General features: G+C 71.0%; 27 protein-coding genes and 1 pseudogene. 7 read left to right on the forward strand and 21 right to left on the reverse strand.

Annotated features, from left to right (window positions below; genetic code table 11):
• Positions 1 to 23 precede the first annotated feature (23 nt).
• Both ACFV9W_RS01135 and ACFV9W_RS01140 read right to left on the reverse strand, forming a co-directional pair.
• Complete coding sequence (locus ACFV9W_RS01135; protein WP_385754085.1) at positions 24 to 713, reverse strand: response regulator; 690 nt, start codon at positions 711 to 713, stop codon at positions 24 to 26.
• A gap of 6 nt (positions 714 to 719) precedes the next feature.
• Positions 720 to 1,907 (reverse strand): sensor histidine kinase, encoded by a 1,188-nt coding sequence (locus ACFV9W_RS01140; RefSeq protein WP_385754088.1) that lies wholly within the window; start codon positions 1,905 to 1,907, stop codon positions 720 to 722.
• 195 nt (positions 1,908 to 2,102) lie between these two features.
• Between ACFV9W_RS01140 and ACFV9W_RS01145 the strand changes: the two genes are divergently transcribed.
• From ACFV9W_RS01145 to ACFV9W_RS01155, 3 genes and pseudogenes are all read left to right on the forward strand, one after another.
• Entirely contained in the window at positions 2,103 to 3,680 is a 1,578-nt protein-coding gene (locus tag ACFV9W_RS01145) for an alpha/beta hydrolase (protein WP_385754091.1), read from the forward strand.
• Between the two features lie 90 nt (positions 3,681 to 3,770).
• The gene (locus ACFV9W_RS01150) at positions 3,771 to 4,397 is read left to right on the forward strand and encodes a hypothetical protein (RefSeq protein WP_385754095.1); all 627 of its coding nucleotides are present in this window, start codon (positions 3,771 to 3,773) and stop codon (positions 4,395 to 4,397) included.
• A 24-nt stretch (positions 4,398 to 4,421) separates the two neighbouring features.
• Positions 4,422 to 4,878: pseudogene (locus ACFV9W_RS01155) on the forward strand (dienelactone hydrolase family protein); the annotation flags it as partial.
• Between the two features lie 129 nt (positions 4,879 to 5,007).
• On the opposite strand, the gene ACFV9W_RS01160 reads toward ACFV9W_RS01155, so the two are convergent.
• The gene (locus tag ACFV9W_RS01160; protein WP_385754099.1) at positions 5,008 to 5,817 is read right to left on the reverse strand and encodes an alpha/beta fold hydrolase; all 810 of its coding nucleotides are present in this window, start codon (positions 5,815 to 5,817) and stop codon (positions 5,008 to 5,010) included.
• A gap of 80 nt (positions 5,818 to 5,897) precedes the next feature.
• Between ACFV9W_RS01160 and ACFV9W_RS01165 the strand changes: the two genes are divergently transcribed.
• Positions 5,898 to 6,284 carry a MerR family transcriptional regulator gene (locus ACFV9W_RS01165; protein ID WP_385754885.1) on the forward strand — a complete coding sequence of 129 codons (387 nt, stop codon included), beginning with the start codon at positions 5,898 to 5,900 and terminating at the stop codon, positions 6,282 to 6,284.
• Here the strand turns inward: ACFV9W_RS01165 and ACFV9W_RS01170 are convergent.
• Together ACFV9W_RS01170 and ACFV9W_RS01175 are read right to left on the reverse strand one after the other, a co-directional pair.
• A complete protein-coding gene (locus ACFV9W_RS01170; RefSeq protein ID WP_385754103.1) occupies positions 6,207 to 7,694 on the reverse strand; it encodes an MFS transporter in 1,488 nt (495 codons plus the stop codon). The two genes, ACFV9W_RS01165 and ACFV9W_RS01170, sit on opposite strands and share 78 nt — an antisense overlap.
• A gap of 23 nt (positions 7,695 to 7,717) precedes the next feature.
• The gene (locus ACFV9W_RS01175) at positions 7,718 to 8,563 is read right to left on the reverse strand and encodes an alpha/beta hydrolase (RefSeq protein ID WP_385754106.1); all 846 of its coding nucleotides are present in this window, start codon (positions 8,561 to 8,563) and stop codon (positions 7,718 to 7,720) included.
• A gap of 108 nt (positions 8,564 to 8,671) precedes the next feature.
• Between ACFV9W_RS01175 and ACFV9W_RS01180 the strand changes: the two genes are divergently transcribed.
• On the forward strand, positions 8,672 to 9,604 hold the full coding sequence (locus ACFV9W_RS01180) for a LysR family transcriptional regulator (protein WP_385754109.1): 933 nt from the start codon (positions 8,672 to 8,674) through the stop codon (positions 9,602 to 9,604).
• Between the two features lie 33 nt (positions 9,605 to 9,637).
• On the opposite strand, the gene ACFV9W_RS01185 is transcribed toward ACFV9W_RS01180, so the two are convergent.
• Positions 9,638 to 10,396 (reverse strand): SDR family NAD(P)-dependent oxidoreductase, encoded by a 759-nt coding sequence (locus ACFV9W_RS01185; RefSeq protein WP_385754111.1) that lies wholly within the window; start codon positions 10,394 to 10,396, stop codon positions 9,638 to 9,640.
• 149 nt (positions 10,397 to 10,545) lie between these two features.
• Here ACFV9W_RS01185 and ACFV9W_RS01190 point away from each other — a divergent pair, with 149 nt between their 5' ends.
• Positions 10,546 to 11,193 (forward strand): TetR/AcrR family transcriptional regulator, encoded by a 648-nt coding sequence (locus tag ACFV9W_RS01190; RefSeq protein WP_385754115.1) that lies wholly within the window; start codon positions 10,546 to 10,548, stop codon positions 11,191 to 11,193.
• 36 nt (positions 11,194 to 11,229) lie between these two features.
• Here the strand turns inward: ACFV9W_RS01190 and ACFV9W_RS01195 are convergent, their stop codons facing one another.
• The gene (locus tag ACFV9W_RS01195; RefSeq protein ID WP_385754117.1) at positions 11,230 to 12,183 is read right to left on the reverse strand and encodes an NAD(P)-dependent alcohol dehydrogenase; all 954 of its coding nucleotides are present in this window, start codon (positions 12,181 to 12,183) and stop codon (positions 11,230 to 11,232) included.
• Between the two features lie 151 nt (positions 12,184 to 12,334).
• Between ACFV9W_RS01195 and ACFV9W_RS01200 the strand changes: the two genes are divergently transcribed.
• Positions 12,335 to 13,249 carry an AraC family transcriptional regulator gene (locus ACFV9W_RS01200; protein WP_385754119.1) on the forward strand — a complete coding sequence of 305 codons (915 nt, stop codon included), beginning with the start codon at positions 12,335 to 12,337 and terminating at the stop codon, positions 13,247 to 13,249.
• Positions 13,250 to 13,343: 94 nt separating this feature from the next.
• Here the strand turns inward: ACFV9W_RS01200 and ACFV9W_RS01205 are convergent, their stop codons facing one another.
• From ACFV9W_RS01205 to ACFV9W_RS01270, 14 genes are read right to left on the reverse strand one after another with little or no spacing between them, the layout of a single operon-like run.
• Positions 13,344 to 13,571 carry a ferredoxin gene (locus ACFV9W_RS01205; RefSeq protein WP_385754121.1) on the reverse strand — a complete coding sequence of 76 codons (228 nt, stop codon included), beginning with the start codon at positions 13,569 to 13,571 and terminating at the stop codon, positions 13,344 to 13,346.
• A complete protein-coding gene (locus ACFV9W_RS01210; RefSeq protein ID WP_385754124.1) occupies positions 13,568 to 13,738 on the reverse strand; it encodes a hypothetical protein in 171 nt (56 codons plus the stop codon). Before ACFV9W_RS01210 ends, ACFV9W_RS01205 begins: the two co-directional genes overlap by 4 nt.
• Positions 13,735 to 14,943, reverse strand: a complete 1,209-nt coding sequence (locus tag ACFV9W_RS01215) for an MFS transporter (RefSeq protein ID WP_385754128.1) — start codon at positions 14,941 to 14,943, stop codon at positions 13,735 to 13,737. The genes ACFV9W_RS01210 and ACFV9W_RS01215 overlap by 4 nt, the downstream gene beginning before the upstream one ends.
• Positions 14,936 to 15,946 (reverse strand): LLM class flavin-dependent oxidoreductase, encoded by a 1,011-nt coding sequence (locus tag ACFV9W_RS01220; protein WP_385754130.1) that lies wholly within the window; start codon positions 15,944 to 15,946, stop codon positions 14,936 to 14,938. Before ACFV9W_RS01220 ends, ACFV9W_RS01215 begins: the two co-directional genes overlap by 8 nt.
• A 2-nt stretch (positions 15,947 to 15,948) precedes the next feature.
• Positions 15,949 to 16,122 (reverse strand): hypothetical protein, encoded by a 174-nt coding sequence (locus tag ACFV9W_RS01225; protein ID WP_385754133.1) that lies wholly within the window; start codon positions 16,120 to 16,122, stop codon positions 15,949 to 15,951.
• Positions 16,123 to 16,158: 36 nt separating this feature from the next.
• Positions 16,159 to 18,120: an SDR family oxidoreductase gene (locus tag ACFV9W_RS01230; RefSeq protein WP_385754136.1), complete on the reverse strand. Its 1,962-nt coding sequence runs from the start codon at positions 18,118 to 18,120 to the stop codon at positions 16,159 to 16,161.
• A 3-nt stretch (positions 18,121 to 18,123) separates the two neighbouring features.
• Complete coding sequence (locus tag ACFV9W_RS01235) at positions 18,124 to 19,062, reverse strand: aromatase/cyclase (RefSeq protein WP_385754138.1); 939 nt, start codon at positions 19,060 to 19,062, stop codon at positions 18,124 to 18,126.
• Positions 19,063 to 19,103: 41 nt separating this feature from the next.
• Positions 19,104 to 19,898, reverse strand: a complete 795-nt coding sequence (gene fabG, locus ACFV9W_RS01240) for a 3-oxoacyl-ACP reductase FabG (protein WP_385754140.1) — start codon at positions 19,896 to 19,898, stop codon at positions 19,104 to 19,106.
• A gap of 15 nt (positions 19,899 to 19,913) precedes the next feature.
• Positions 19,914 to 20,180 carry an acyl carrier protein gene (locus ACFV9W_RS01245; RefSeq protein WP_385754143.1) on the reverse strand — a complete coding sequence of 89 codons (267 nt, stop codon included), beginning with the start codon at positions 20,178 to 20,180 and terminating at the stop codon, positions 19,914 to 19,916.
• Between the two features lies 1 nt (position 20,181).
• Positions 20,182 to 21,423 (reverse strand): ketosynthase chain-length factor, encoded by a 1,242-nt coding sequence (locus ACFV9W_RS01250; protein WP_385754146.1) that lies wholly within the window; start codon positions 21,421 to 21,423, stop codon positions 20,182 to 20,184.
• The gene (locus ACFV9W_RS01255; RefSeq protein WP_385754149.1) at positions 21,420 to 22,712 is read right to left on the reverse strand and encodes a beta-ketoacyl-[acyl-carrier-protein] synthase family protein; all 1,293 of its coding nucleotides are present in this window, start codon (positions 22,710 to 22,712) and stop codon (positions 21,420 to 21,422) included. Before ACFV9W_RS01255 ends, ACFV9W_RS01250 begins: the two co-directional genes overlap by 4 nt.
• Positions 22,712 to 23,035, reverse strand: a complete 324-nt coding sequence (locus ACFV9W_RS01260) for a TcmI family type II polyketide cyclase (RefSeq protein ID WP_385754153.1) — start codon at positions 23,033 to 23,035, stop codon at positions 22,712 to 22,714. The genes ACFV9W_RS01255 and ACFV9W_RS01260 overlap by 1 nt, the downstream gene beginning before the upstream one ends.
• A gap of 31 nt (positions 23,036 to 23,066) precedes the next feature.
• Positions 23,067 to 24,578 carry an FAD-dependent monooxygenase gene (locus ACFV9W_RS01265; RefSeq protein ID WP_385754156.1) on the reverse strand — a complete coding sequence of 504 codons (1,512 nt, stop codon included), beginning with the start codon at positions 24,576 to 24,578 and terminating at the stop codon, positions 23,067 to 23,069.
• Positions 24,575 to 25,021 carry a hypothetical protein gene (locus ACFV9W_RS01270; protein ID WP_385754158.1) on the reverse strand — a complete coding sequence of 149 codons (447 nt, stop codon included), beginning with the start codon at positions 25,019 to 25,021 and terminating at the stop codon, positions 24,575 to 24,577. Before ACFV9W_RS01270 ends, ACFV9W_RS01265 begins: the two co-directional genes overlap by 4 nt.
• Positions 25,022 to 25,578 lie beyond the last annotated feature (557 nt).

A 25,578-nucleotide genomic window follows, 5' to 3' on the forward strand; every position in this document is an offset into this window, starting at 1 on the left:
GACGGAGCGTTACGTGCGGCGGGTCATTCGGCCGCGTCGCGCACCAGCAGCGCGATCTGCACCCGGTTCTCGACGGCCAGCTTGGTGAACAGGCTGCCGGTGTGGGCCTTGACGGTCGCGACGCTGATGTGGAGCCGCTTGGCGATCTCCGGGTTGCCGAGGCCGTCCGCGATGGCCCGGGCAGTGTCGAGTTCGCGTTCGGTCAGGGCCGACAGGCGCTTGCGCGCGGCCTCGCGGGACGCCCCACGTGTGTCACTGGACTGCGGGCCGGTCGCCGCGGCGATCACCCGTGCGGTGGCCTGCGGGGACAGGACGGGGTTGCCGTCCGCGACCGTGCGCACCGCGTCGGCGATCCGGGCCGGCGGGGTGTCCTTGAGGACGAAGCCAAGTGCTCCGGCGCGCAGTGCGCCGAGCACCATGTCGTCGGAGTCGAACGTGGTGAGCACGAGCACCCGCGGAGGTGTCTGCCTGGTGAGGACCTCGCGCGTCGCGCTGAGGCCGTCGCGGCCCGGCATCCGTACGTCCATCAGCACGACGTCGGGCCGGTGTTCGTCGACCACGCGGATCGCGGCGTCCCCGTCGGCCGCCTCCGCGACGACCGTCAGATCCGGTTCGCCGTCGATGATGAGGCGCAGTGCCATCCGCACCAACTGGTCGTCGTCGACGATGGCGACGCGCACGACACGTCCGTCCGGTTCCCGCTCGCTGTCCACGCGCGCTCATTTCTCGTAGGGGGCGTACGGCCACGGTAGTTGGGCGGTGAGGACATATCCGTCGTCCGGAGTCGGGCGGTGGTCGAGTCGCCCGCCGGCGAGGGCGACCCGCTCGCCGAGTCCGAGCAGGCCGAACCCGGAGGACGGCGTCCGGGCGGGGCGGGCCGAGCCCGGGGAATTGCGGACGTCGACCTGCAGTTCGCCGCCTTCCGTTCCCTCGATGGTGACGTGCACGTCGGCGCCGGGAGCGTGTTTGGCCGCGTTGGTGAGCCCTTCCTGGACGACGCGGTAGCAGGTGCGCCCGACGGTGTCGGACGGTGTGCCCGTCACGGTGGTGGTGAGGGTGACATCGAGTCCCGACGTACGGGCGTCGTCGACGAGCGCGGGCACACCGTCGAGCGAGGGCTGCGGTGCCTCTGCCTCCGGGGAGTCCGGTCCCGCGCGGAGCACCCCGAGGACGTCCCGCAGCTCCTCCAGGGCGTGGTGGGAGCCGTCGGCGATGCCGCGGACCAGCATGCGGTGCTCCTCGGGTTCGAGGTCGCTGCGGTGGTCGAGGACTCCGGCCTGCATGGCGACCAGGGAGATCCGGTGGGCCAGCACGTCGTGCATCTCGCGGGCGATACGGTTCCGCTCCTGGGCCCGCACCTGCGCGACGCGCGCCGACTGTTCCCGCTCCAGGCCCGCCGCCCGCTCCCGCAGCGACCGCACCTCCGCGCGGCGTGCCCCGACGGCCGTGCCGACGGCCACCGCGATGCCCGCGGTCAGCGCCGGAAGCAGCAGCTGGACCCAGACCGGTCCGGACGCGGCGTCGTCGACCGGGTAGAACCGGGCGGCGAGCTGGGACGCGGCCACGTAGAGCACGATCGCGGCGCCGATCTCCACCCGGCGGCGGCGCGTGGCGAGCGAGGCCAGGGCCAGGAGCGCGGCCCCGGTGGCGAGCCCCGAGACGGTCGAGGCGGCCACGACGGTGAGTGCCACGGTGCGCGGGAAGCGGCGCCGCCACACCAGCAGCACCAGGCAGCCGAGCGCCACCAGCGGATCCCCGACGCTGAACCAGGGGCCCGCCCCGGCCACCTTCCCGGGCGGCATCAGCACACCCATCGAGAGCCATACCGGCACACCCACCGCCACCGCGGCCGCCAGCCTCCAGGCCTGCTCCCACCATGTGAGCGGCGGCGCCGCGTCCGTGTTCATGCCGCCATTGTCGCGAGTCCGTACGGACCGGCGCAGCCGACCAAGGTAGGGAAACACCCCCTACTCAGGTCGAAGGACCGCCCGACCTTGGTCGAGGGCGGGTCGATACATCGGGCCGATGTGCCGACGGCGCCCGCTGAACAGACTCGTTCACATGCGGCCGGACAGCTGCCGCCTCGTATCCGAGGAGACACCATGCGCAGAAGGAAGAAGACCCTCTCCCTCGGCCTCGCCGCCACCGCGGTGGTGACTGCCACCATCGCGGGAGTGTCACTGGCGGCGACGCCGGACACCGCCGAGGCGAGGTCTGTGGACACTCTGCGGTGGGGCCCGTGCGCCGAGAATCCGAAGGAGGCGAAGGAGCCGAAGGAGCCAGAGCCGTCCCGAACGTCGAAGGAGGCGAAGGAGGCGGAGGAACCTGGGCAGGGTGACGCCTCCCGGCTCGAGTGCGCGTCGCTCCAAGTCCCCCTGGACTACCAGGATCCGGACGGCCGGCAGATCGACATCGCGGTCTCCCGGCTGCCGAGTGAGAAGCCCGCGAAGCGGCGCGGCGTGCTGCTGGTGAACCCGGGCGGCCCCGGCATCACGTCGCTCGGCTACCCGTACGCCCTCGCCGCCTCCGGGCTGCCGCAGGAGGTGCGGGACTCGTACGACCTGATCGGCTTCGACCCGCGCGGCGTCGGCCGCAGCACCCGGGTGACCTGCGATCTCACGGAGAAGCAGCAGGCGCACGGCAACATCCCGCCGTACACGCGCAACGCGGCCGATGTCGCCAAGGAGGCGCCTTACGCGCGGGCCGTCGCCGAGCAGTGCGCCGCCTCGAAGTCGTCCTGGATGCTGCCGCATGTCACCACGGCGAACTCCGCGCGCGACATGGACCGGATCAGGGCGGCCCTCGGCGAGCCGAACATCTCGTACCTCGGTGGCTCCTACGGCACCCAGCTCGGTTCGGTGTACGCGACGCTGTTCCCCCGGCGCGACGACCGGATCGTGCTCGACAGCAACCTGGGCCCCGGCGGCTACGACGTCACGGCGATGCGGATGCTCGCGCGAGGCATGGAGGACCGTTTCCCGGACTTCGCGGCGTACGCCGCCGCACACCCCGAGTACGGCCTGGGCACCACACCTCAGCAGGTGACGGCGAAGTTCCACGAACTGGCGCGGCGCCTCGACGAGAAACCGGTCCAGGGCTACAACGGCACGGTGTTCCGCGGGAAGACGCTCGACAACCTCTACACCGATGCGGGCATGGCCACGCTGGCCAAGACCTGGCAGGCCCTCGACACGAACAAGCCGCTTCCGGACGACCCGTCGCTGCCGGACTTCGAGAACTTCATGGCCGCCCGCTTCCACACCCTCTGCAACGACAGCCTCTGGCCGCGCTCGATCGCCACGTACCAGCGCAACGCCGAGATCGACCGCGTCCGATACCCGAAGCTGGGCGGTTCCACGGCCGGCATCGGCCCGTGCGCCTTCTGGCCGACCGAGCACACTGAGCGCACCGAGCCGCCCGTACGCGTCGGCGCCAAGGGCCCGTCGAACGTCCTCATGGTGCAGAACGAACGGGACCCGGGAACACCACTCGCCGGCGCCAAGAAGCTGCGCCACGCCTTCGGCCACCGGGCCGTCATGGTGACGGCCGACCAGGGCGGCCACGGCGTCTACCCGTCGGGCACCAACAGGTGCGCGAACGACGCGGTGACGACGTACCTGACCACCGGGAAGCGCCCGTCGCAGGACATCAACTGCCCGGCGGAGCAACCGAGTACATAGCGCGGCGACCGCCACCGACATCAGGCGCAACAGGCAGGCACGGGGAACGGGAGTAGGAACACGCTCAAGGAATGGCGCCGGAATCGGGCGGTGCGGCGAGTGCGGCCCGGCGACGGCCGGGACCTGAAGCGCTTCCGCTGGTGGCAACACCTCTCCCGAGCCCTGTTCCACCTCCACCTGACGGACGGCGGCACCGGCCGGCAGGTCCGCTACACCGTGGACGTACGGCACGGCCAGAACCAGAGCTCCGGCAACGTCAAGGCGCAGCTCTACCGCGACGGCAAGCAACTCGCCGTGTCGAAACTCCCCGCCGCCTTCCCCGTCCACGGCGGCACCATTGAGGTGGCAATGAGCGCCTTCGGCCTCAAGCGCTGCCACTACGTCACCGCCGAGGGCTACGCGCAGCAGCTCACGCCCGACCCGGCCTCGGCCGAGGGCCGCCGCGCGAACCTCGACCGCAGACACCCGACGCTGAGCCGCACGCTCGGCGCCCTCTCGACGGTGACACTGGCGGCGGCCCTGGCCCTGCTCCTCTCCCAACTGGCCGAGAAACTGACACAGCCACCCGAAATCGCCCAGCACATCGGCACGTTCACGTCACCCGTGCACCTGCCGGTCTGGATGAACGTCGCGGTCACCCTCGTCACGGCAACGGCAAGCACGGAACGGGCCCTGCGGCTGCGCTACAGCCGCTTCCTGGACGGCGGGGCGGGCTGACGTTCCGACGACCCGGTCTCCCGCCTGATTCCGGCCGCGGACGGCGCGGCCGACGGGTTCGCCGCTTTTCCCGGGGGTGGCGGGCGGCGCCCGGGTGCTGATGTACTCGAATGTCTTCTACCGGCACGGGCCCGCGCCGGTGGCCGAGCTTCCCGAGTTCGTCGGGGCGCAGGACCGGGAGCGGGTCATGGGTGCGGTGATGCCCTTGATCCAGGCGCACACCCTCGAGCGTGTTCTGCGCGATGCCGAGGCCTACCTCGGGTTTCTCGGCGCCCAGGCCGAGGTCGCAGCCGGGCCCGTCGGGGTGACCGGGTACTGCATCGGCGGGCTGTACGCCGTGCGCACCGCCACGGCCCACCCGGGGCGAGTCGGCGCCCTCGCCGCGTTCCACGGGCCTGTCGGCGCCGACGGGCCCGGGCTCTTCGAGACCATCACCGCACAGGTCCATTTCGGGCACGCCGAGGGCGACTTGACGCCCGATTGAAGCGCACCTTGAACCGCGCGTAGGGCTCGGAGCCTGCCCTTGGGCCCCGCCTGCGCCTGACGGGGCCCAAGGACAGGCACTCGGCCGCTGGGAAGGAGGTCGTTTGATCCGTGAGGAGTGGTGCGCTCACTCCGACTGTGCGGGGAGTGCGGCGAGGAACTCGCGTACATGGCGGAGCCAGGTCGTCCGGTCTGCCGGGTTCAGGATGTGGGCGGCGCCGGGCAGTTCGATCAGCCTGGCGTCCGGGATGCCGGCCGCCAGGCGGTAGGAGCTTTCGGGCAGTACCAGCCGGTCTCCGGTTGGCGCCACCACCAGAGTCGGGACGGATACCTTCGCCAGGTCGGCCCGGACGTCCACGCGGGACACCAGGTCGAAGTGGTCCAGGATGCCCGGCGGCATCGCGGCCAGGGTCTGGGCGACCGGTTCGTCGAGGGCGGCCGGTTCGAGGTCCGCCAGGTCCGCCGGGGACATGCAGGACAGGAGAGCAAGCCGTGCCACGTCCTCCCACTGCCCGGCGGCTGCCAGGGACTTGATCAGCTGGGCGGCGAGCGCCAGGACGGGGTCGGCGGTGGCGAAGCCCGCGGTGAGGACGAGCGCTCGGACGCGGTCGGGGTGCCGTGTGGCGATTCGGACGGCTACGGCGCTGCCGAGGGATTCCCCGAGGACGGCGAACGAGTCCTGGCCGGCCGCGACGGCAGCCGCGACCAGGCGGTCGGCGAGGTCGTCCAGGTCCAGGGGTTCGATGGCCAGTGCAGAGCCGCCTGCTCCGGGGTAGTGCGGGCCGACGAGGATGTGGTCCTGGGCGAGGTCGTCGAGGACGAGGCCGAAGTTCCCCTCGATGCCGCCGCCGGCGCCGTGCGCGAGCAGCAGCGCGGGGCCGCGCCCCCGCACGAGAACGTCGAGGTGAGAGGCGGGAGTTGCGTGATCAGTGGTCATGGAGCCGACGCTAAACTCCGACATCAATGTCAGAGTCAAGTCGCGGCGTGGGCCAGAAGATCAGGGATGGGGCGGGCGGCATGCGCATGAAAGAGATGGTGCGGCGTACCGGAGTCCATGAGCGACTTCTGCGCTACTACGAACAGCAAGGACTGCTGATCCCCGACCGGCTGCCCAGCGGCTACCGCATCTACGGGGAGTCGGATGTGGAGACAGTGCGCCGCATTCGCGTTCTGCTGGCTGCAGGTCTTCCGACCGCTCTGATTGCTCAGGTCCTGCCGTGTATCCGAGCGGACGACGGGCACCTCGTGCCCACCTGTCCGGACCTGCTGGCGCAACTTCGTCGTGAGGGCGAGCGCATTACGCACGCCATCGAAGATCTACAGGCATCACAGGCGATCCTCGACACCATCATCACCGCCGCGCCACCGGCGGTACGTCGGGACACCGAGGCTGCCTCTGCCTGACTCCGCCCCGGGCGCAGGCCACCGACAGGTTCCATCCAGGTCACCATCCCGGCGCGCCGCATCTGCCCGTGGCGCGACCAGCCGGTTCCGATCCTGCATCCGAAGGCTGATCAGCGCGGTGACGGTGAAGACAGCGGCCTCGTAGATCATGGCGTGCCGAAACGCCGCGTCCGGGCCGGCCATGGGCGCGAAGTAGACGAGCCCCGCCGCGGCCACCCCGATCGACCCGCCCAACTGCTGAGCCGTGGGCAGCAGCCCGGACACGGAACCGGCCGCGGAGTCGTCCACCCCCGCCAGCACCGACGCGAACACCGAGGCGGTGAACGAGCCGAACGCGGCGCCGCCCAGAGCCAGGACCGGCAACGCCGCCCAGCGTCCGGCCTCCGTGCCGATCAGTGGAGCGAGAGCCAGGGCCGTCCCTGCCAGTACCAGCGCCGAGACCGTGAGCGCCGCCGCCCCGTGTCGGCGGGCCAGTACGGGTGCGCCGCGGCTGCCCAGCACGGCCGCGGCCGCGAAGGGTGCCGACGTCAGCGCGGCCGTCAGGGCCGGACACCCGAGGGCCGACTGCAGATGCAGGAACAGCAGATACGTGAAGGACGGCACTCCGGCGTTGAACACGAACACGAGCAGCACCCCCGCACGCGCCCGTCGGTCGCGGAACAGCGACGGATACACCAGGGGATGCGGCCGGTGCCGGAGCGTTAGGGCGAAGCAGCCGAGCACGGCCACGGACCCGGCCAGCGTGGCCCAGGTCCACCAGGGCCAGTCGGCCTCCCCGCCCAGCGCGAGCGGCAGTACCAGCGCACCGAAGCCCACGGTGGTCAGCAACACGCCCACCCCGTCCACGCGTTGTCCGCCCGGGCCTCGCGTGCGGGGCAGTACGGTCGCGCCCGCGAGCGAGACGAGTGCCACCGGCACCGTGACCAGGAACACCGGGCGCCAGCCGAGGCCGAACAGGTCGGCGCCGACGAGGAGTCCGCCGATCAGCGGCCCGGCCAGTGACGCCACTCCCATCGTGGCGCCGAACAGGCCCAGAGCCCGTGGGCGCCGTGCAGCGGGGACGGCGACCTGAATGATCGACAGAACCTGTGGTGCGACCAGACCGCTGCCCGCGCCCTGGACCAGCCGGGCCGCGATGAGAAACGTGGCATCGGGAGCACACGCGGCGGCGATTGAACCGGTTGTGAAGACGACGGTGCCCAGCACGAACAGCCGACGGTAGCCGTACCGGTCGCCGAGGCGCGCGGCCGTGATGAGCAGGCACGCGTAGGTCAGGGTGTACCCGGCCAGGATCAGCTGCACGGCACCTGAGCCCGCGCCCAGGTCGGCCTGGATCGACGGGGCGGCGATCTGCGCGGCGGTGACGTTGAGCAATTGCACGAAGGTCGCACTCAACACGACCGGCAGCACGAGCCACCCGCCGCGAGGGCCACTCATGAGGCGAGGGCCGTGGCGAGCGCACCCGGCCGGGCGGCGAACGGGCTGTGGCTGCCGGGCAGTGTATGCACGGTGAACGGGTTGCCGGGGAAACCCCGGTCGGCTTCCGCGATCATCAGGTCCTGCACGGCCGGTGCCAGCGCCCGGTCCTCGGCGCAGCGCAGAAAAGTCCGGGGAATGCGTCCCCACCGTGCCGCGGTCAGGGTGATCGGAGCCGTCGGGATCGCCAGGGGCAGATCCGGGCTCAGCGCGGACCGCCAGCGGTCGAAGCGGTCCACCGGGGTGTCGTGGTAGTGGGTTTCGCGCAGTTCGTCGAGGTAGGCGGGATCCGGTGAGAGCGGATTGATCCGTACGGCGCCCAGGGCCTCGGGGTCGCCGAGGTTCAGGTTCCGGCCCAGCGCGGTGGCGTTCTCCGGTGCGCCCAGGTAGTCGAAGAACCGCGGCCGCCCGCCCGGGACGAACGCGGACAGGTAGACGATCCGGTCCACCAGCTCGGGCGCCCGCTCCGCGGCCAGGGATGCGGGACCGCCGCCCGCACTGTGCGCGACGAGCACGACAGTGCGATGGTGACGCACCTGGTGCAGCACGTTCAGTACGGCCTCGGCGCAGTCGTCCATCGTCACCGTGGCGAGCTGTGACTTCTCGGTCAGCAGGCCGGGCTGGCCGGGCAGCAGGTAGCCGGTGGGCAGGGGTGCGTCGAAACCGTGCCCCGGCAGGTCGACGGCCACGCTCGCAGCACCCAGCCCGGCCAGTGCGCGCTGCGTCGCCGCCCACTGCCCGGAGCTGTGCCAGGCGCCGTGCACGAAAACGAAGACGGTGCCGGTAAGAGATTCATTCGCCATGGCTCCATTCCAGACAGGAACGGAAGCGTCATCCATTCATAGATCTGCTAAGTGGCATGACCATATCCTTGAGATATGGCCAGCGGGAGACGGGACGGAGTGCGGGGCATGGAAGCGCGACACCTGCGATACGCGGTTGCTCTCGCCGAGCACGCACACTTCGGCCGGGCGGCCGCCGGATTGGGCATCGCCCAGCCGCCGCTGTCCAAGCAGATCGCCGATCTGGAGCGCGAGGTCGGGGCCCGGCTGTTCGACCGCACACGTCAGGGGGTGTTCCCGACCGCCGCCGGTGAGGCGTTCCTCGCGCGGGCGCGCCGGGCACTCGACGAGATCGCGGCGGCCACGGTCGACGCGGGCCGGGCCGCGCGCGGCGAGACGGGACGGCTGCGCCTCGGCTTCATCGCCTCGGCACTGCTCGACCCACTGCCGGGCGTCCTGAGCCGGTTCGGCCATGAACGGCCCGACGTACGGCTGGAACTGCACGAGATGGCGACCAGCCGCAGCGGCCCGGCTCTCGTCGCCGGGGAACTGGACGTGGCCATCACCCTCGGCCCGCCACGGGGCGCGGGAGCCGAGCACCTCGTGTCCGTCCCAATCGGAAGCGACCACATGATCGCCGTGGTGAGCACGGCGCACCCGTACGCGGGTCAACCCTCCGTGAGCATCGATCAGTTGCGGCAACAGCCACTGATCGTGTCGGCCGGCGAGGACGAGCCCGCTGTCACCGCCGGACTGCGCACCCTCCTGGGCACGGACTCACCGGCTCTCGGCGGCGCGACCGTCGCGAGGGACGTGCACACCATCATCGGCCTCGCCGCCTCGGGCGTGGGCGTCGGCCTGGGGCCGTCCAGGATGAGGGCGGCCCCGCGTCAGGGAGTGCGGTTCTGTGACGTGACCCCGCGTACGCCCCTGCCCGATCTCGTCCTGTCCTTCGCGGCCCACGACGACTCCCCGGTGCTGCGCGCCTTCCTCGACACCATCCGGGAGAACTGCCCCGACGTCGGTGCCGCCCTCAACGAACGGCTGCGGACCCGCACTTGATCCTGGTCGCCGGATTTGGTGTGGGCGGGGTCCCTACAGCAGCGCACCGCCCGATACTTCGAGGCGCTGGGCGGTGACCCATCGCAGGTCCTCGGAGGCGAGCGCGGCGATGGCGTCGCCGATCTCCTGCGGTTCGCCGACGCGGCCGAGCGCGGTCTGCGCGCTCAGGCCCTCGCGCATCCGCGCGTCGTCCCGCATGGCACCGCCGTTGAAGTCGGTGGCGGTCGGCCCCGGCGCGATGGAGTTGACGCGGATCCCCCGCGCCCCCAACTCCAGGGCCAGGGTCCGGCTGAGGGCCTCGACCGCCGCCTTGGAAGCCGAGTAGACCGAGGTGCCGGCACTGGTGTGGCGACTGAGGGAGGAGGAGACGTTGATGATGCGACCCCCGTCGGCCAGTACGGGCGCGAGCGCCTGGATGAGGAAGAACGTGCCGCGCACGTTGGTGTCCATGATCGCGTCGTAGTCGTCGACCGTGACCGCTTCCAGCGGCCCGAACAGCCCGATCCCGGCGTTGTTGACCAGGACGTCAAGGCGGGTCGCGTCCCAGCGCTCCAGTTGCGCGGCCAAACGGGAGACGAAGGCGGGGAAGGAGGCGACGTCGCTGATGTCCAGCCGGAGCGCGGCGGCCGTGGCGCCGGTTTCCTGAACGTTCTTGACCGTCTCCTCGGCCTCCTGCGCGTCGCCGCGGTAGGTGACGATGACGCGCAGCCCGTGCCGGGCCAGCGCCTGGGCCGTCGCCCGGCCAAGGCCGCGGTTGCCGCCGGTCACCAATGCGATCTTGCCTGGCTCCATGAGTGCTTCTCCTCGGAGAACGGGACGATGCCGGCCGGGAGTGCTTCCGCCGACAGGGTGCGAGTCGATCGACTCGCCTCCCTTTCGAGGTAAGCACCCGCGCAATGGCGAGTCAAGTGACTCGCCTCGCCATGGGGCATACTGGGCCCATGACCGCAGGGCTCTCCGCGCACCATCAACGACTCGCTCAACGCAAGCGCGAGGCGATCACCGCAGCGGCCACGAAGCTGTTCCTGGAGCGGGGGTACGACGGGACCTCGCTCGCGAAGATCGCGCAGGAAGCGGCCGTCTCGAAGTCCACGCTGTTCAAACAGTTCCCCACCAAGGCGGCGCTCTTCGAGGCCATCGTCACCGAGTACTGGAAGGGCGGGCCGGACCCGGCGGCGCCCGCGACGCAGCCCGGTGACCTGCGCGCCGGACTGAGCGCGATCGGCCGCCAGTACGCCGACCTGATCGGTCGGCCCGCGATGGCGGCCCTCTTCCGTATCGTCATCGCCGAACTGCCGCGCTTCCCGGAACTGGGGCGGGCTCAGTTCGAGCTGGGCAAGCTGCCCTACTTCGTCTCCGTCCAGCGCTACCTGGAGGCCCAGCACGCCGCGGGCACCGCGGTGGTACCCGACGCGGAGAGCGCCACCAACCAGTTCCTCGGCATGATCGCCAACTACGTCCTGTGGCCCCGCATGCTGCTCGCGGACTGGAGCCCGACACCGGCCGACGTCGCCCACGCCGTCGACGAAGCGGTCACGACAATGCTCGCCCGTTACGGCCGCGGCTCCGACGACCCGCAGCACTCCTGAGGGCTCCGGCACCGCCACGAGGGCGCCGCCACCGTTTCAGCCGTGGCTGATGACGACCTTCCCGAAACTCCCCCGCTCTGCGATGTGGGCGAACGCCTCCGGCGCCTCGTCGAACGCGAAGACGCGGTCGATGACCGGGGTCAGGCCATGTCGGGCGATGTCCCTGTTCATCTGCTCGAACTCGCTTCGGCTGCCGACACTGACGGACCTCAGAGTCGCCGCGCGCTGAAAGAAGCGTGTCAGTTCCATGCCGCCGCCCGACGCGAGGTTGCCGACCAGGGCGATCTGCCCTCCGTAGGCGAGGGCCTCCACGGACTGCGCGACGGATTCGGCGCCGCCGCCGATTTCGACGATGCGGTCGACGCCGCCGTCCCTCAGCGCGTGCACCCGGGCGCCCCACTCCCGGGTGCTTGTGTAGTCGACGACATCGGACGCGCCGAGGGCGCTGAGGCGGCGGGCCTTCTCGGTGCTGGACGTCGTGGCCAGCACCCGTGCGCCCTGCAAGCGGCCGAATTGCAGCGCGAAGAGTGACACGCTCCCCGAACCCTGGACCAGCAACGTGTCCCCCGGGCCCACACCGCGTACGGCGGACCACGCCGTGAGGGCGGCGCACGGCAGCGTGGCCGCCTCCTCGAAGGACAGCAGGTCCGGCATCGCCACGAGACTCCGCTCGTCCACCGCAAGGTACTGAGCCAGCCATCCGTCACGATGCGTGCCACGCAGCTCGCCCCACCCCGGGAACGGGCCGTCCACCCAGTCCGGATGGAACGTACCCATGACACGGTCCCCGGCCCGGAACCGCGTGACCCCCTCCCCCACGGCCTCCACGACGCCTGCGCCGTCGGAGAGCGGGATGCGTCCGGTCGGCACGGGGACGGTGTACTTGCCCGCGACGATGAGGCGATCGCGTGCGTTCACGGAAGTGGCCATGACGCGTACGAGCACCTCGCCCGCCGACGGACGCGGCGTCGGGCACTCGGTGGAGGCCATCAGCCCTCCGCCCGCTTTTATATGAAAGGAGCGCATCTCTTACCTCTCCACCCTTTCGTTCGGTGATGATCACCAGGCTAGGAAGGCGCGGCTGGACGCGTTGTATCTTGGGGTCCCCAATTTGGTGCAGATCGTCCAGGAGGGCGGACGGATGGACCCGATCGACGACCTCCTCGCCACCATGAAGGTCGAGAACACCCGATACGTGCGCGTGGACGCCCACGCCCCGTGGGGCATCTCGTTTCCCCCGCGGCACCTTGCCCGGCTGGTGCTGGTCGCCGACGGATCGTGTCTGCTGGAATCGGACTCGCTGGACCAACCTCAGTGGCTGGAGAAGAACGACTGCATTCTCGTTCGCGCCGGAGTGGGGTTCACGCTGCAAGACGCGCCCGGCCGCGAGGTCGTCGACTGCGACGGCCTCACCTTCCAGGAATCGGGCCACGCGGCGGCAGTCGGCGGCAAGGGCGAGCCGACCCGCATCGCGTCCACCCGGTTCGCCTTCGACGCAGTGGCGGCCGAGCCCCTCTTCGCGCTCCTGCCACCACTGTTCAGGCTGAACCTGGACGACGCCGCGAGCCGGCTCCTGCACGCCACCTTCGACCTGATCGCCCGAGAGAACGCGGCGGACGGCCTCGGCAGTGGCTTCATCATGAGTCGGCTGTCCGACGTGCTCTTCGTCCAGGCACTGCGCACCTGCTGCGCGGATGTCAGGAGCGGCACCGTCGGCTGGATCGCCGCGCTGCGCGAACCGCGCCTGGCGTCCGCCATCCGGCAGTTGCACGCGGACCTGTCCCACCCCTGGACGGTCGAGGAACTCGCCCACGCGGCGGGCATGTCCCGTTCGGCGTTCGCCGCCCTGTTCAAGGAGAAGACCGGAGACACTCCCCTGGGCCACCTCACGGCATGGCGCATGTACCGGGTGAAGGTCCTGCTGCGCGACACGCCCCTGAGCGTTCAGGAAATCGCCGTCCAGGTCGGCTACGACACCGGAACCTCACTGAGCCGCGCCTTCGCCAAACGAGAAGGCGTCTCCCCCGGGACCTGGCGAACACAGACAGAGCCGTAGCCCCGCCAACTGGACCGCGTTCCCGGGAGTGCTTTCCCCAGATGAAGTGTGCGTGCGAACCAGACGTGGTCGCAGACCAGGGAGTCCGCCGCGTTCACGGCCCGCTCGCGAGGCGGATGGCGGCGGCCGGGCAAAGCAGCGCCGCCTCCTCGACGGCCGCCCGGACGCCGGCCGGCGGCCGTGGGGCGAGGAGGACGACGACGCCGTCGTCGTCTCGCTGGTCGAAGACCTCGGGGGCCGCCACGACGCAGTGTCCCGCGGCGACGCAACGGTCCTCCTCGGTGCTGACGCGCAGCGTCCCGGGCTCGTGCGCCTCGTTCATCGGAGCTCCTCCATGACCTTGGCGAATGCCTTCATCTCGGGTTCGAGTCCACTGAAGTGGGTCGGCCCGAACCGTGCGGCGCCCTCGCGGAGTCGGTCGGCGCGGTCGCGGGGCAGTTCGGTGACGTCGCGCTCGACGGTGGGCGGGGTCGACGAGTACTCGGTCATGTCGGTTGGCTCCCTGAGGTGGAAGTGCTGCGGGGGCCGGTGAGGGCGACGATCAGTCCCGCGGCCCCGGCCAGCGCGATCGCGAGCAGGGCGGGGCGCGGGCCTTCGCCCTGAGTGAGCAGGGCGGCGACCAGGGGCAGCAGCACGACGCCGCCGAGCTGGACGCCCGTCTGGTAGAGCGGCACGGCCGAGCTGCGGTCCTGCGGCGAAAGACCTTGCGTCGCCTGGAGGTTGAGCGCCGCGAAGGCGAGCACGAACGCGGCGCCGACCAGCAGGAGCGTCGGCAGCAGCACCGTCGTGTAGGACCCGGTCGTGGGCCGCAGCAGGAGCAGCAGCTGTCCGGCGAACGCAGCGGCCGCGCCCGCCGCGATGGACCCTCGGGTGCCGAGCCGCACGCTCAGCCGGCCCGCGAACGCGGCCGACACCGCGAGCGGAACACAGGCCGGCAGCAGCGCGAGCGCCAACTGCCAGGGCTGCCAGCCGAATTGGTGGGTGACACGGAACGTGATGAGCAGCAGCAGGCCGGCGTACGTACCGTTGAGGCTGGCCGCGACGAACGCGGAACGGAGCAGCGCGCGGTGCCCCAGGAGAGCCGAGACCGGCCGCCGCGCGCTCTGGGCACCTGCGCTCGGGATCACCCGCAGGCCCCACACCAGCAGAACCAGCGCGACGGGCGCCGGGAACAGGAAGGTCCAGCGCCAGCTCAGTGGTGTCAGCACGCCGGAAAGCAGCAGGCCGAGTGTGAACCCGCAGGCGCCGAACAGCGAGTACACGGACACCGCCCGGCGCAGGCGCGGGCCCTCGGGGAAGGTGGCACCGATGAGTATCAGTCCCGCCGGTGCGGTGAGCGCGGCGCAGCCGCCCTTGACGACGCGCGAGGCGATGAGGAGCCAGAGTGTGTCGCTGAGCCCGCCGGCCACCGACGCCAGCGCGAAGACGAGCAGCGCGATGAGATAGCAGCGGCGCAGTCCCCAGCGGGCCGTGAGCCGCGGGCCGACGAGCAGGACGGCGGCGAAGCCGAGCGCGAAGCCGCTCATCAGCCACTGCACCGTCCAGATGGACAGCCGCAGATCGGCGGCGATCGACGGCAGGGCGACGAGCACCACGGACACCTCGATCGCGTCAAGGACCATGTTCCCGGACAGGACGAACAGCATTCGGCCCCCGCGGTCCGTGCGCGAAGGGGTGGTGAGGGTCTCAGCCACCGGTCCGCACTCCGGCGGGCTCCGTACCGAGATGCTCGGCGAGCAGGACGGGCAGCCGCTCGCTGATCAGCTCGATGTTGCGCACGACGAGGTCGTCGGGCATGCCCGCGACACTCGCCCAGAAGATCAGGTGGCGTACGGGAAGTCCCTTGGTCCGCTCGACGATCCGGGCCGCGGCGGCCTCGGGTGTGAGGATCTCCAGGAGCGAGAAGGAGCCGTCCTCGTTCGGCCGCTGCGGGAACTGGTCCGCGCTGAGCAGGGGCGGGCGCGGCAGGTCGGTGCCCTCGACGGAGCCCTGCATGTAGCTGTTCATCTGGTGGGCGACATGGGGTGCGACCCGCGGCCAGGCGGCCTCGGGGTCGTCGGCCAGGATGATGGGGAGCAGATCCGACACCCGTGCCGACTCCGGGTCGTGCCCGCCCTCGGCGAGTCCTTCGCGGTAGTGGCCGTACATCTCGTGGTTGATGTGCAGCAGTCCGATGCCGAGGCGTCCGGCGAGGCGTGCGCCGCGCGGACCGTAGAAGCCGCCCCACAGGGGCACTGGCGACTGGAGGGGGCCCGGGGTGACGCCGCCCTCGTCCCACAGCCGCCGTATCTCGCGCACGTTGTCGCCGACCTGGCCGATGCGCCGGTCGAAGTCCGCGCCGTACAGCTCGTATTCGGGCACCCGGTAGCCGGCGCCGACGCCGAGTTCGAGGCGCCCGCCGCTGATGAGGTCGACGACGGCGGAGTCCTCGGCGATCCGGGCGGGGTGGTGGAGGTTGGGCAGGAGCACCGAGGTGCCGATGCGGACACGGCGGGTGCGGGCCGCGGCCGCGGCGGCGAAGGTGAGGGGCTGCGGCAGATAGCCGTCGTCGAACAGGTGGTGCTCGGTGAACCAGACACCGCCTGCACCGCGTCGGTCCGCTTCCTCGCAGTACTCCAGGGAGCGGGCGTAGTGGTCGGCCCACGGGCGGTGCCACTGGGCGGGGTTGCGCAGGTCGAAGAGAAGTCCGACGTCCATCCTCAGGTCTCCGTTCGGGCGGCGCGGCTCGGGCGGGCGCCGTGGTGGTCGGGCACGGTGGCGAACACGCGGGCGACGAGCGCGCGCAGGTCTCCGGTCTCGTCGGGTTCGCGGGCCGGGGCCGCCGGGCTGCGAAGCGGGGTCGTCGGCGGCCAGGGGATGCGGGCGGCTGTCATGGGCGGTCACGCTCCTTGTCGGGTACTACGGGGCGGTCAGCCGAGCAGGGTGCCGCCGCTCGCGTCGATGAACGCGCCGGTGACCCAGCGGGCGTCGGGCGAGGCGAGGAAGGTGACGACGTCCGCCACGTCGACGGCCTCGCCGACGCGTTTGAAGGCGGAGAACTGAGCCATCTGCTCGACGGCCTCGGGGATGTCGAAGAGCGCGCTGCCGTTGTTGGTGATGCCGGGCGCGACGCTGTTCACGGTGATCCCGCGGGGTGCGAGGTGCCGTGCGAAGTGCAGGGAGATCTGCTCGACGGCCGCCTTGGTCATGGCGTAGGCGGCCTGTTCGGGGCTGGCGAACCGGGTGAGGCCCGAGGAGATGTTGATGATGCGACCGTTCTCCCGCAGCAGTCCCAGGGCGCGCTGGACGATGAGGAACGGAGCCTGGGCGTTCACCGCGAAGAGCCGGTCGAGTTCCTCCGCCGTGACGTCCTCCGGCTGAATCCCTGCCGGGGTGGTGATGCCCGCGTTGTTGACCAGGATGTCCAGTGCGGTTTCACCGGTCCGCTCCTTCAGCCCCTGTTCCACGCCGAGGAACAGCTCGTGCACATCGCCGGGCACGCCGAGTTCGGCGCGGACCGGGAAGGCGCGGCCGCCGTCGCGTTCGATCAGTTCGACGGTGTGCCGGGCGGCGTCCTCGCCGGTGGAGTAGTGGACGGCGACCAGGGCGCCCTCGTCGGCGAGGCGCCTGGCGATGGCCCGGCCGATGCCCCGGCTCGACCCTGTCACCAGTGCCGTCTTGTCGGTGAGCCTGCTCATGGTGTGGGTCCTCTCGGTGGTCCGTGTGTGGGTGTCGGAGCTCGTGGTGGCGTCGGCGGGGGCTGCCAGGCCGCTGATGGACCGGGCCAGGCGGCGCCTCACGGGCGCCAACTCAAGGAGTTCAGCGACGAGTTCGCGCAGTGGCTCCACCTCGGCGCCGCCGAGCAGCAGGTACGACTGGGCCTGGATGTCCGTGAGGGTGCGGGCGCCGACCGCACCGCGGATCTCGTCGTAGGTGTCCAGAGCGCCCCGGTCGTGCGGGGCAGCCAGGTGTGCGGCGAGCCGGGCGCCGAGTTCGGCGGCGTCCTGGAGGCCGAGGTTGAGGGCCTGGCCGCCGACGGGCATCTGTACATGGGCGGCGTCCCCGGCGAGTAGGACCCGGCCCTTGCGGTAGCGGGTCGCCTGGCGGCGTGTGTCGTCGAAGGCGCCCAGCCACGTCGGCCGTCCGTGGCCGATGTCCTCGCCCGTCACCTCCGCCCAGGCGGCCACGATCTCGTCGAACGCGGGCGGTCCCGTGCGCCGGCCGGGTGCCGTGCCGAAGACGTGCACCATCACGCGGGTGCTGCCGTCCGGCCAGCGGTGGGCGGTGGCGAGGCCGCGGGGGTGCCGTTCGAAGCGGCGGTCCGGGATGTGCAGTCCTTCGACGTCGGCCCGCAGCATCTCGTGTCGGGCGTCCGTTCCGGCGAAGTCGAAGCCGCCAAGGCGGCGTACGGTGCTGTCGCCGCCGTCGCAGCCGATGACGTGGGAGCAGGTGAGGCTCTCCCGACGGCCGTCGGCCCCGACCGCCTCGACGCTCATGCGGCTTCCGGTGTCGCGCAGGGCGACGAGGCGCAGGCCGCGCCGGACGACCGCGCCCAGTTCCGTGGCCCGTTCCTGGAGCACCGCCTCGAGGCGGGTCTGCGGGCATTTCCACTGTCCTGCGTACGGGTGGTCGGGGTCGGCGGCCGTGAGGTCGAGCCGCATGCCGCCGAAGTGGCCGGGTCCGCCACCCGGCAGCTCGCCGAGCCGTGCCAGGATGCCGCGCCGCTCCAGCAGTTCCATGGTGCGGGTGTGCAGGGTGGAAGCCCTGGACTCGGCCATCGGCTCGGTGAGCCGCTCCAGGACGACCGTCGGCACGCCGTGGGTGCGCAGGTCGCCCGCGAGGAGCAGCCCGACAGGACCGGCGCCGACGATCACCACTGTGTCGTCGGCCATGGGTCAACGCCGCGCTTCCGCGTAGCTCTTGGCGTGCTCCAGGGTGGCCCGGCTGTTGGCGCCCAGTGCCTTGCGGACGAAGTCCCGCGCCTCGGGCACCCCGGCGTCCGGGCCGAGGACCTTGGTGATGTTGTCGGCGTTCAGTACGACGGTGTGCTGGGAGCTGACGGTGACACTGCCGTCGTCGCCGTCGCGGAACTCCCAGTACCCGGTGTGCAGCGCCATGAGCGCCGGCAGCGTCGTCTGCTTGTAGGCGATCTTGTGGTGGGGGAAGCAGACGCGTATGGATTCCGTGGTGTGGGTGCTGCCGTCGACGGCCTTGGTGTCCATGCGCAGGACCTGGAGTCCGGGGGTGTCCTCGGTCAGCCGCACCTCGCTGACGTGCGGCAGCCGCTCGGTCCACCGGTCGGCCTCGTTCACGAAGTCGTACAGGTCCTTCGCGGAGCCCTCGACTCGGACGGAGTCGACGAACGACAGGGTCAACTCGGCGTTCGCCGAGGCCTGTTCGAGGCCGTCCTTGAGACCGGGGAGTTCCTCGCGGCTGTTGCGGTCGACGGCCTGGTCGATCCAGGTCAGCCCGTCGGGGTCGTCGTCGACGGCGCGGTAGGTGTGCAGCAGCCGCAGCCGGGTCTCGTCCGGGCCCTGCGGTTCGACGATCCAGGTGCCGCTCATCTCGGCGACGGGCGGCGCGGAGACCTCCTGGCGGAACGTGATGCGCAGCGCCTCGGGGTCGAGTTCGCGCAGCGAGGTCCAGTTCTTCGCCTCGCCGTTGGCGGTGGCCCAGATCCGGATGCGTTCATGGCCGGCCTCCCGCTCCAGGTACTCGACGTGGACGTTCGGCGGGAAGAGGCGCGGCCAGTTCTCCACCTCGGCGAGCAGCCGGTACACGTCGGTGGCCGGTGCCTGCACGGTGATGCCGTGTTCGACCTCGCGGACGGTCATGGGTGAATTCCCTTCAGCGGTCGGTGACTTCGATGGCGGGCTCAGAAGTTGCCGAGGCCGCCGCAGACGTTGAGGGCCTGCGAGGTGATGGAGGCGGCGGAGTCGGAGGCGAGATAGCCGACGAGTCCCGCGACCTCCTCGGGCGTCGAATAGCGGCCGAGCGGGATCTTCGACTGGAACTTGGTGAGGATCGCGTCCTCGGACGTGTCGTAGGCGGCCGCGTAGCCCTGGCGCACGCGCTGGGCCATGGGTGTCTCGACGTAGCCGGGGCAGACGGCGTTGACGGTGATGCCGGTCGGCGCGAGTTCGTTGCCCAGCGCCTTGGTGAAGCCGACGACTCCGTGCTTGGTGGCCGAGTAGGGAGCACCGAGCACGACACCCTGCTTGCCCGCCGTGGACGCGATGTTGATGATCCGGCCGCGGTCCTTGCCCCGCATGCCGCCGGTGTTCAGGGCGGCACGGGTGACGAGGAAGACGCTGGTGAGGTTGGTCGCGATGACGTCCTCCCAGAGCGTGTCCTCGATGTCGGCCGTCACGCCGCCGCCGGAGCGGCCCGCGTTGTTGACCAGGACGTCGAGCGGCCCGAAGCGGGCGACGGCGGCCCGTACGACCTCCTCCACCTGCTCCTTGGAGCGGACGTCACCGGTGGCGCCGTCGACGTCGAGGCCCTCGTCCTGCAGGGACTTGACCGTGTCCGTGACCGCCTGCGCGTCGCGGGCGCACAGGAAGACCCGGTGGCCCTGTTCGGCGAGGAGCCGGGCAGCGGCCAGGCCGATGCCGCTGGTGGCGCCGGTGACGAGGGCGACGCGGGCCGCCTTGTCATGGATGTCCGTCATGGCTCGTCCTCCGGGTCAGGCGGTCGCGGCGGTCAGGTGGCTGTTGACGAGGTCGATGAGCCGGCGCGGTGTGCTGGCCTCGGCCAGCGCCTCCTCGTCGAGGCTGATCCCGTGGGTGCGCTCGATGCGTCCCGCGGTCTCCAGGAGCGCCAGCGACTCGTAGCCGAGCTGTTCGAAGTCGCTGTCGAGGATGTCTCCGGCGAGGTCGACGTCCTCGTCGGTGCCCGCGGCCTCAAGAAGGACGGTCCTGAGGTCGTTGAGGGTGAATGCGTTGGCTGCCATGTCAGGCCTTTCGCAGAGGAGTTGAGGGTTCGGCGGCGCGCACGACCATCGCGGAGTTGAAGCCTCCGTGGCCGCGGGCGAGGACGAGGGCCGTGCGTAGCACGGTGGCGCGTGGGGCGCCGGTCACCAGGTCGATGTCGTACGCCGCGGAGAGCACGGTGTTGGTGGTGGGCGGGACGAGGCCGTCGCGCAGGGAGAGCAGGGCGGCGGCGAGATCGAGCGGGGCGGCCCCGGAGTACAGGCGGCCCGTCGTCGTCTTCGGCGCGGTGACCGGTACGCCGCGCACACCGAACACCTTGGTGATCGCCTCGGCCTCGATCCGGTCGAGCTCGGGGACCGCGGCCGCGTCGGCGAAGACCACGTCGATGTCGTCGGGCGTCAGGTCGGCGTCGGCGACGGCCAGTTCGATGGCGCTCTGCAGGGCGGGGTCGCGGTCGCTGCCGGGCCGCGGGTCCATGGTGGAGGCGTAGCCCGCGATCTCCCCGTAGATGTGTGCGGCGCCGCGCGCTCGGGCGTCGTCGGCGTTCTCCAGGACGAGGAGCGCTCCGCCCTCCCCGGGTACGTGTCCGGCGGCGCGGTCGTCGAAGGGGAGGTAGGCGCGCTCGGGGTCGTCGCCGGTGTTCAGGCGGCCGCTGGTCAGCTGTGCCACCCAGCCCCAGGGGCAGATGGACGCGTCGACGGCGCCGGAGATCACCATGCGGGTGCCCTTGCGGATCTGCCGGCGTGCCTGGGCGACGGCGTCGAGTCCGCCGGCCTGGTCGCTGACCACCACGCTGCTCGGCCCGCGCAGTCCGCCGCGGATCGATATCTGGCCGCTGTTGACCGCGTAGAACCAGGCGAAGGACTGGTAAGCGCTGACGTACTGGCCGCCCTGGCTCCACAGCGCCCGCAGTTCGTTCTGGCCGAACTCGAAGCCGCCGGAGTGGCTCGCCGTGATGACACCGACGTCGTAGTCGGGCAGTTCGGCCGGGATCACTCCGGCGTCCGCGAAGGCCCAATCGGCGCCGACGAGGGAGAGCCGGGTCATCCGGTCGGTCTGCGGCAGCAGTCGGCCCGGCAGATGTTCGGCGGCATCGAAACCGCGGATCTCGCCCGCGAGCCGCGCCGGGTATCCCGAGGCGTCGAACCGGGTCACCGGGCCGACGGCGCCGCGTCCGGCGAGGGTCGCCGCCCAGTACTCCTCGACCCCCAGGCCGGTCGGCGCGAGCACGCCGAGCCCGGTGACGAGTGTGCGTCGCGTCATCGCTGCTCCCGCTCGGGGTCGGCGAGCACGATCGCGCTCTGGAAACCGCCGAACCCGCTGCCGACCGAGAGGACCGCGTCGGTGAGCTGGTCACGGGCCGTCAGCGGCACGTAGTCCAGATCGCATTCGGGGTCCGGCGTGTGCAGGTTCGCGGTCGGCGGTACGACGTCGTGGACCATGGCGAGCACGGAGGCGGCCACCTCGATGGACCCGATGGCACCCAGGGAGTGCCCGACCATCGACTTGATGGAGCTGACGGGGGTGCGGTACGCGTGATCGCCGAGGCTGCGCTTGAAGGCGGCCGTCTCGTGCCGGTCGTTCTGCTTGGTGCCCGAGCCGTGGGCGTTGATGTAGTCGATGTCCGTCGGGTTCATCCGGGCCTCGTCGAGCGCGACCCGGATCGCTTCCGCCATCTCCTTGCCGTCGGGGCGCAGGCCCGTCATGTGGAAGGCGTTGGAGCGGGTCGCGTAGCCGGCCACCTCGGCGTAGACGCGGGCACCGCGGGCTCGGGCGCTGTGCAGCTCCTCCAGCACGAACGCGGCGGCTCCCTCACCCAGGACGAAGCCGTTGCGCGTCGCGTCGAAGGGGCGGGAGGCGTGTTCCGGGTCGTCGTTGCGCGGGGTCGTTGCCTTGATCGCGTCGAAGCAGGCGACCGTGATGGGGGAGATCGGCGCGTCGGACGCGCCCGCGATCATGACATCGGCGGTGCCCTCGCGCACCAGGTCGGCGGCATAGCCGATCGCGTCGAGGCCGGAGGTGCAGCCCGTCGAGACGACGGTGGCCGGGCCCTCGGCACCGACCGCCCAGGCGACCTCGGTCGCGAACGAGCTCGGCACCATGAAGTTGTAGAGGTGCGGCACCGCGTAGGTGTGGTCGACGAGTTCCAGGCGGCCGTCGTCGCTGACGGTCCGGTACTCCTGGTCCAGGCCCATCGTGGCACCGACCGCGCTGCCGATCGTGACGCCTGTGCGGCGCGGATCGAGCGCCTCGAAGGCAAGGCCGCTGTCGGTCACCGCTTCGCGCGCGGTGACCACGGCGAACTGGGCGGCCCGGTCCATCCGCCGGACCTCCTGCGGTGTCAGGCCGGCCAGTTCCGGGTCGAAGTCGACCTCGGCGGCCACCTGGGAGCGAAACGGCGAGGGGTCGAAGGTGGAGATGCGGCGGGTGGCGGTGCGGCCGTCGGTGAGCAGGTTCCAGAAGGCCTTGGTCCCGACGCCGCCGGGTGCGCTCACGCCCACTCCGGTGATGACGACCCGCCGTTCACCGGCGCTGCCCGTGATGTTCCCCATCACGCGCCCCACTCGTAGAAGCGCTGGGCCATGGCGTCGGCGGGCGAGCGCCAGGTCGCCGGGTCGTACGCGTCGATGTACGGCTTGAGGTCCTGGCTGATCGCGGTGAAGCGCGCGTCGGTCTTGGCGTCCTCGATGCGGCCCGCGCCGTCGTTCTCGTCGAAGTCCTGAAGGTGGAAGTAGAGGCCTCGGTAGGCGAAGAGCTGTCGGCGGCGGGTTCCCATCCGGGCGGGCATGTCGGTGCGGTCGAACGCGCCGAAGAGTTCGGCGACGTTCTCGGCGGAGGCCGGAGCCATCCGCGCCACGATCAGTGTGCTGTGCATGGTTCTCCTTGGTCGCTTGTGCGGAGGTCGCTCAGGCGGCGGCCGCTCGTGCGGGCAGGGCCGGGCGGGCAGGGCCGAACCAGCGGGTGAGCGCCATGGGCAGGTCGTGATGGCTGCCTGGTGCGGCCCACGCGACATGTCCGTCGGGGCGCACGAGCACGCCCGTCGTCCCGGCCAGCGGACTGGACTCCGGCAGGTCGCGCGCCGTGGCGGTCACTACGTCGATCCGGTGGTTCCACGGCAGGGCCCGGCGACGCAGCCCGGCGCTGTCGTCGAGGTCGAGGAGCAACCCGCGCCCCGCGCGCAGCAGTTCGGTGGAGGTGGTGGCCCGGCGCCCGTCGTGCAGGGCGAGTTCGGGCAGGCGGGCGCCGAGCAGTGGGTGCCGGCCGCCGCCGACGTCGTAGCGGATGTCGAGGCCGCTGGCCCGTTCGGCGAGCCTGCGGGCCACCTCGTCGATGTCGAGAAGCCCCGCGAGGACGTCGCGCAGGGGTGCCACGTCCTCGCCGCCGAGGATCAGCAGGCTTTGCGCGCGGGTGTTCGCGAGCAGTCGGCGGCCGACCTCGTGCCGCTCCTCGTGATAGCTGTCCAGGAGCTCCTCGGGGGCGGTGCCGCGGACCACGGAGGCCAGCTTCCAGCCCAGGTTGACGGAGTCCTGCAGCGAGGTGTTCATGCCCTGGCCGCCGGCCGGAAGATGAATGTGGGCGGCGTCGCCCGAGAGCAGCACCCGGCCGCGCCGGTATTCGGTGACCTGGCGGGCGGCATCGGTGAAGGCGCTGAGCCAGACCGGCCGGGCCGCGGAGATGTCGACATCGGTGAGGCGCTTGAAGACGTCCGCGACCTCGCTGAACTCCGGCGGCCCCGTGCGCCGTACCGGAGGTGCGCCGCGCTCGGCGGCGATGATCCGGGTGATGCCGTCGGGCAGGTGCGCCACCATGACCAGGCCGTCGGCCGACGGGTCCGCGGTCATCTTCGGTTCGAGTTCCACTCCGCGCAGGTCGGCGACGAACAGTTCGGTCGTCGCGGGCGTACCGGGAAAGTCGAAGCCGGTGAGCTTGCGGACGGTGCTGCGGCCTCCGTCGCAGCCGACGACGTAGCGCCCGCGCAGGTCACGGTCGGCGTCCTTGACGGCGACGCTCACCCCGTCGGCGTCCTCAGAGATCCCGGTGGCCTCCTGGCCGCGGCGGATGTCCGCGCCCAACTCCCGCGCCCAGGCCTCGAGTACGGCCTCGGTGCGTGACTGCGGGACGGTTCGGGCGGCCTCGTGCGCGGCGCCGAGAACGGTGAGGTCGAGCGGCAACCCTCCGAAGTGTCCCGCGGTGCTGGTCTCGATGCCGCCGAACCGGGGCAGCAGGCCCCGCTGGTCGAAGATCTCCATGGTGCGGACGGTGAAGCCGATGCCGCGGGACTGACCGGTGGGCCGTTCAAGGCGTTCGAGCACGACGACGTCGACGCCGGCGAGGCGGAGTTCACCGGCCAGCATGAGCCCGGCGGGGCCCGCGCCGACGACGATCACGGAGGTGTCCCGGCCATCCGTACGGTTCATGCGATCCCCCTGGACGTAGGCTCCCTCTCGAGGTTGGCTGCGATCCGGGCCAGCACGTCATTGGCGGCGAGGAATTCGGCTTCGGTAATGCCGACCAGGGACCTGGCGGCATGCGCGTTCACCAGCTTTTCGGCACGCTCGTGCGCGAAGTGCCCGCTTTCGGTCAGGGCGATCTGTTCACCCGTGGCCACGACCCAGCCGCGTCCGGCGAAATCGTCGACCACGGGCTGATAGGTGGCTTCGCCTTCGATGGCCAGAAACGGCGCGAAGGCACCGTCGATGGCGGAAACCGTGGGCAGTCCGATGCCGATGGCGTGCAGTACCTGCCATTGCCGCCGGTTCAGCTCTTCCTCGGCGAGCGCCCGTGTGGTCGCCTCGTCGAAAAGCCGGTGCAGATGGAGCAGCCAATAACCAAGGCGCTTCGTCGTGTTCTTCTGGAGCATGGAAATTCTGCCTGCCTCACTCTGTGGTGGAAGATTTTCGCGGCGGCACGTCTTGCGCGGATAGGCACGCAGGGTGCGGAAGAACCCAGCAAAAGGTCAGTTCGACACGGGAGAAGGGCCGGCTTTCCGGCCACCATGGCGATGTCGTCGTCAAAGACGGAAGTCTGTCCGGCCATTCGACTGTTGCAGCCCGGCTCGGGCCCCACAAGGGACACCGGGACAATCTACGGTTCAACCACAGGGCTCTTTGCGGTTCGACGCGGTCCGGGCGCGCCGACACATTGTGGCGATAGTCACGTTTCAGCAACACGCTCACGTCAGGAAGTCGTGAGGAGCGCACTCGGCAACGCACCCTAACCCGTCGGGAAATCATCAGGTCAGCACCGATGAAGGGCATGCCGGGCCGCTCCTCAACATGCCACTGACGCAAGCCAATTGCACCCCGCCCCTGCACTCAAGATTGTTCATGTTCACGCAATAGACGACCTGTAGCGTCGGCTCGGAGCGAGAGGTTCCATGAAGCGGAAAACCTCCCGAGGGTCGCTCCTGACCATGCG

The organism is Streptomyces sp. NPDC059897, from assembly GCF_042730865.1.
GTDB lineage: Bacteria > Actinomycetota > Actinomycetes > Streptomycetales > Streptomycetaceae > Streptomyces.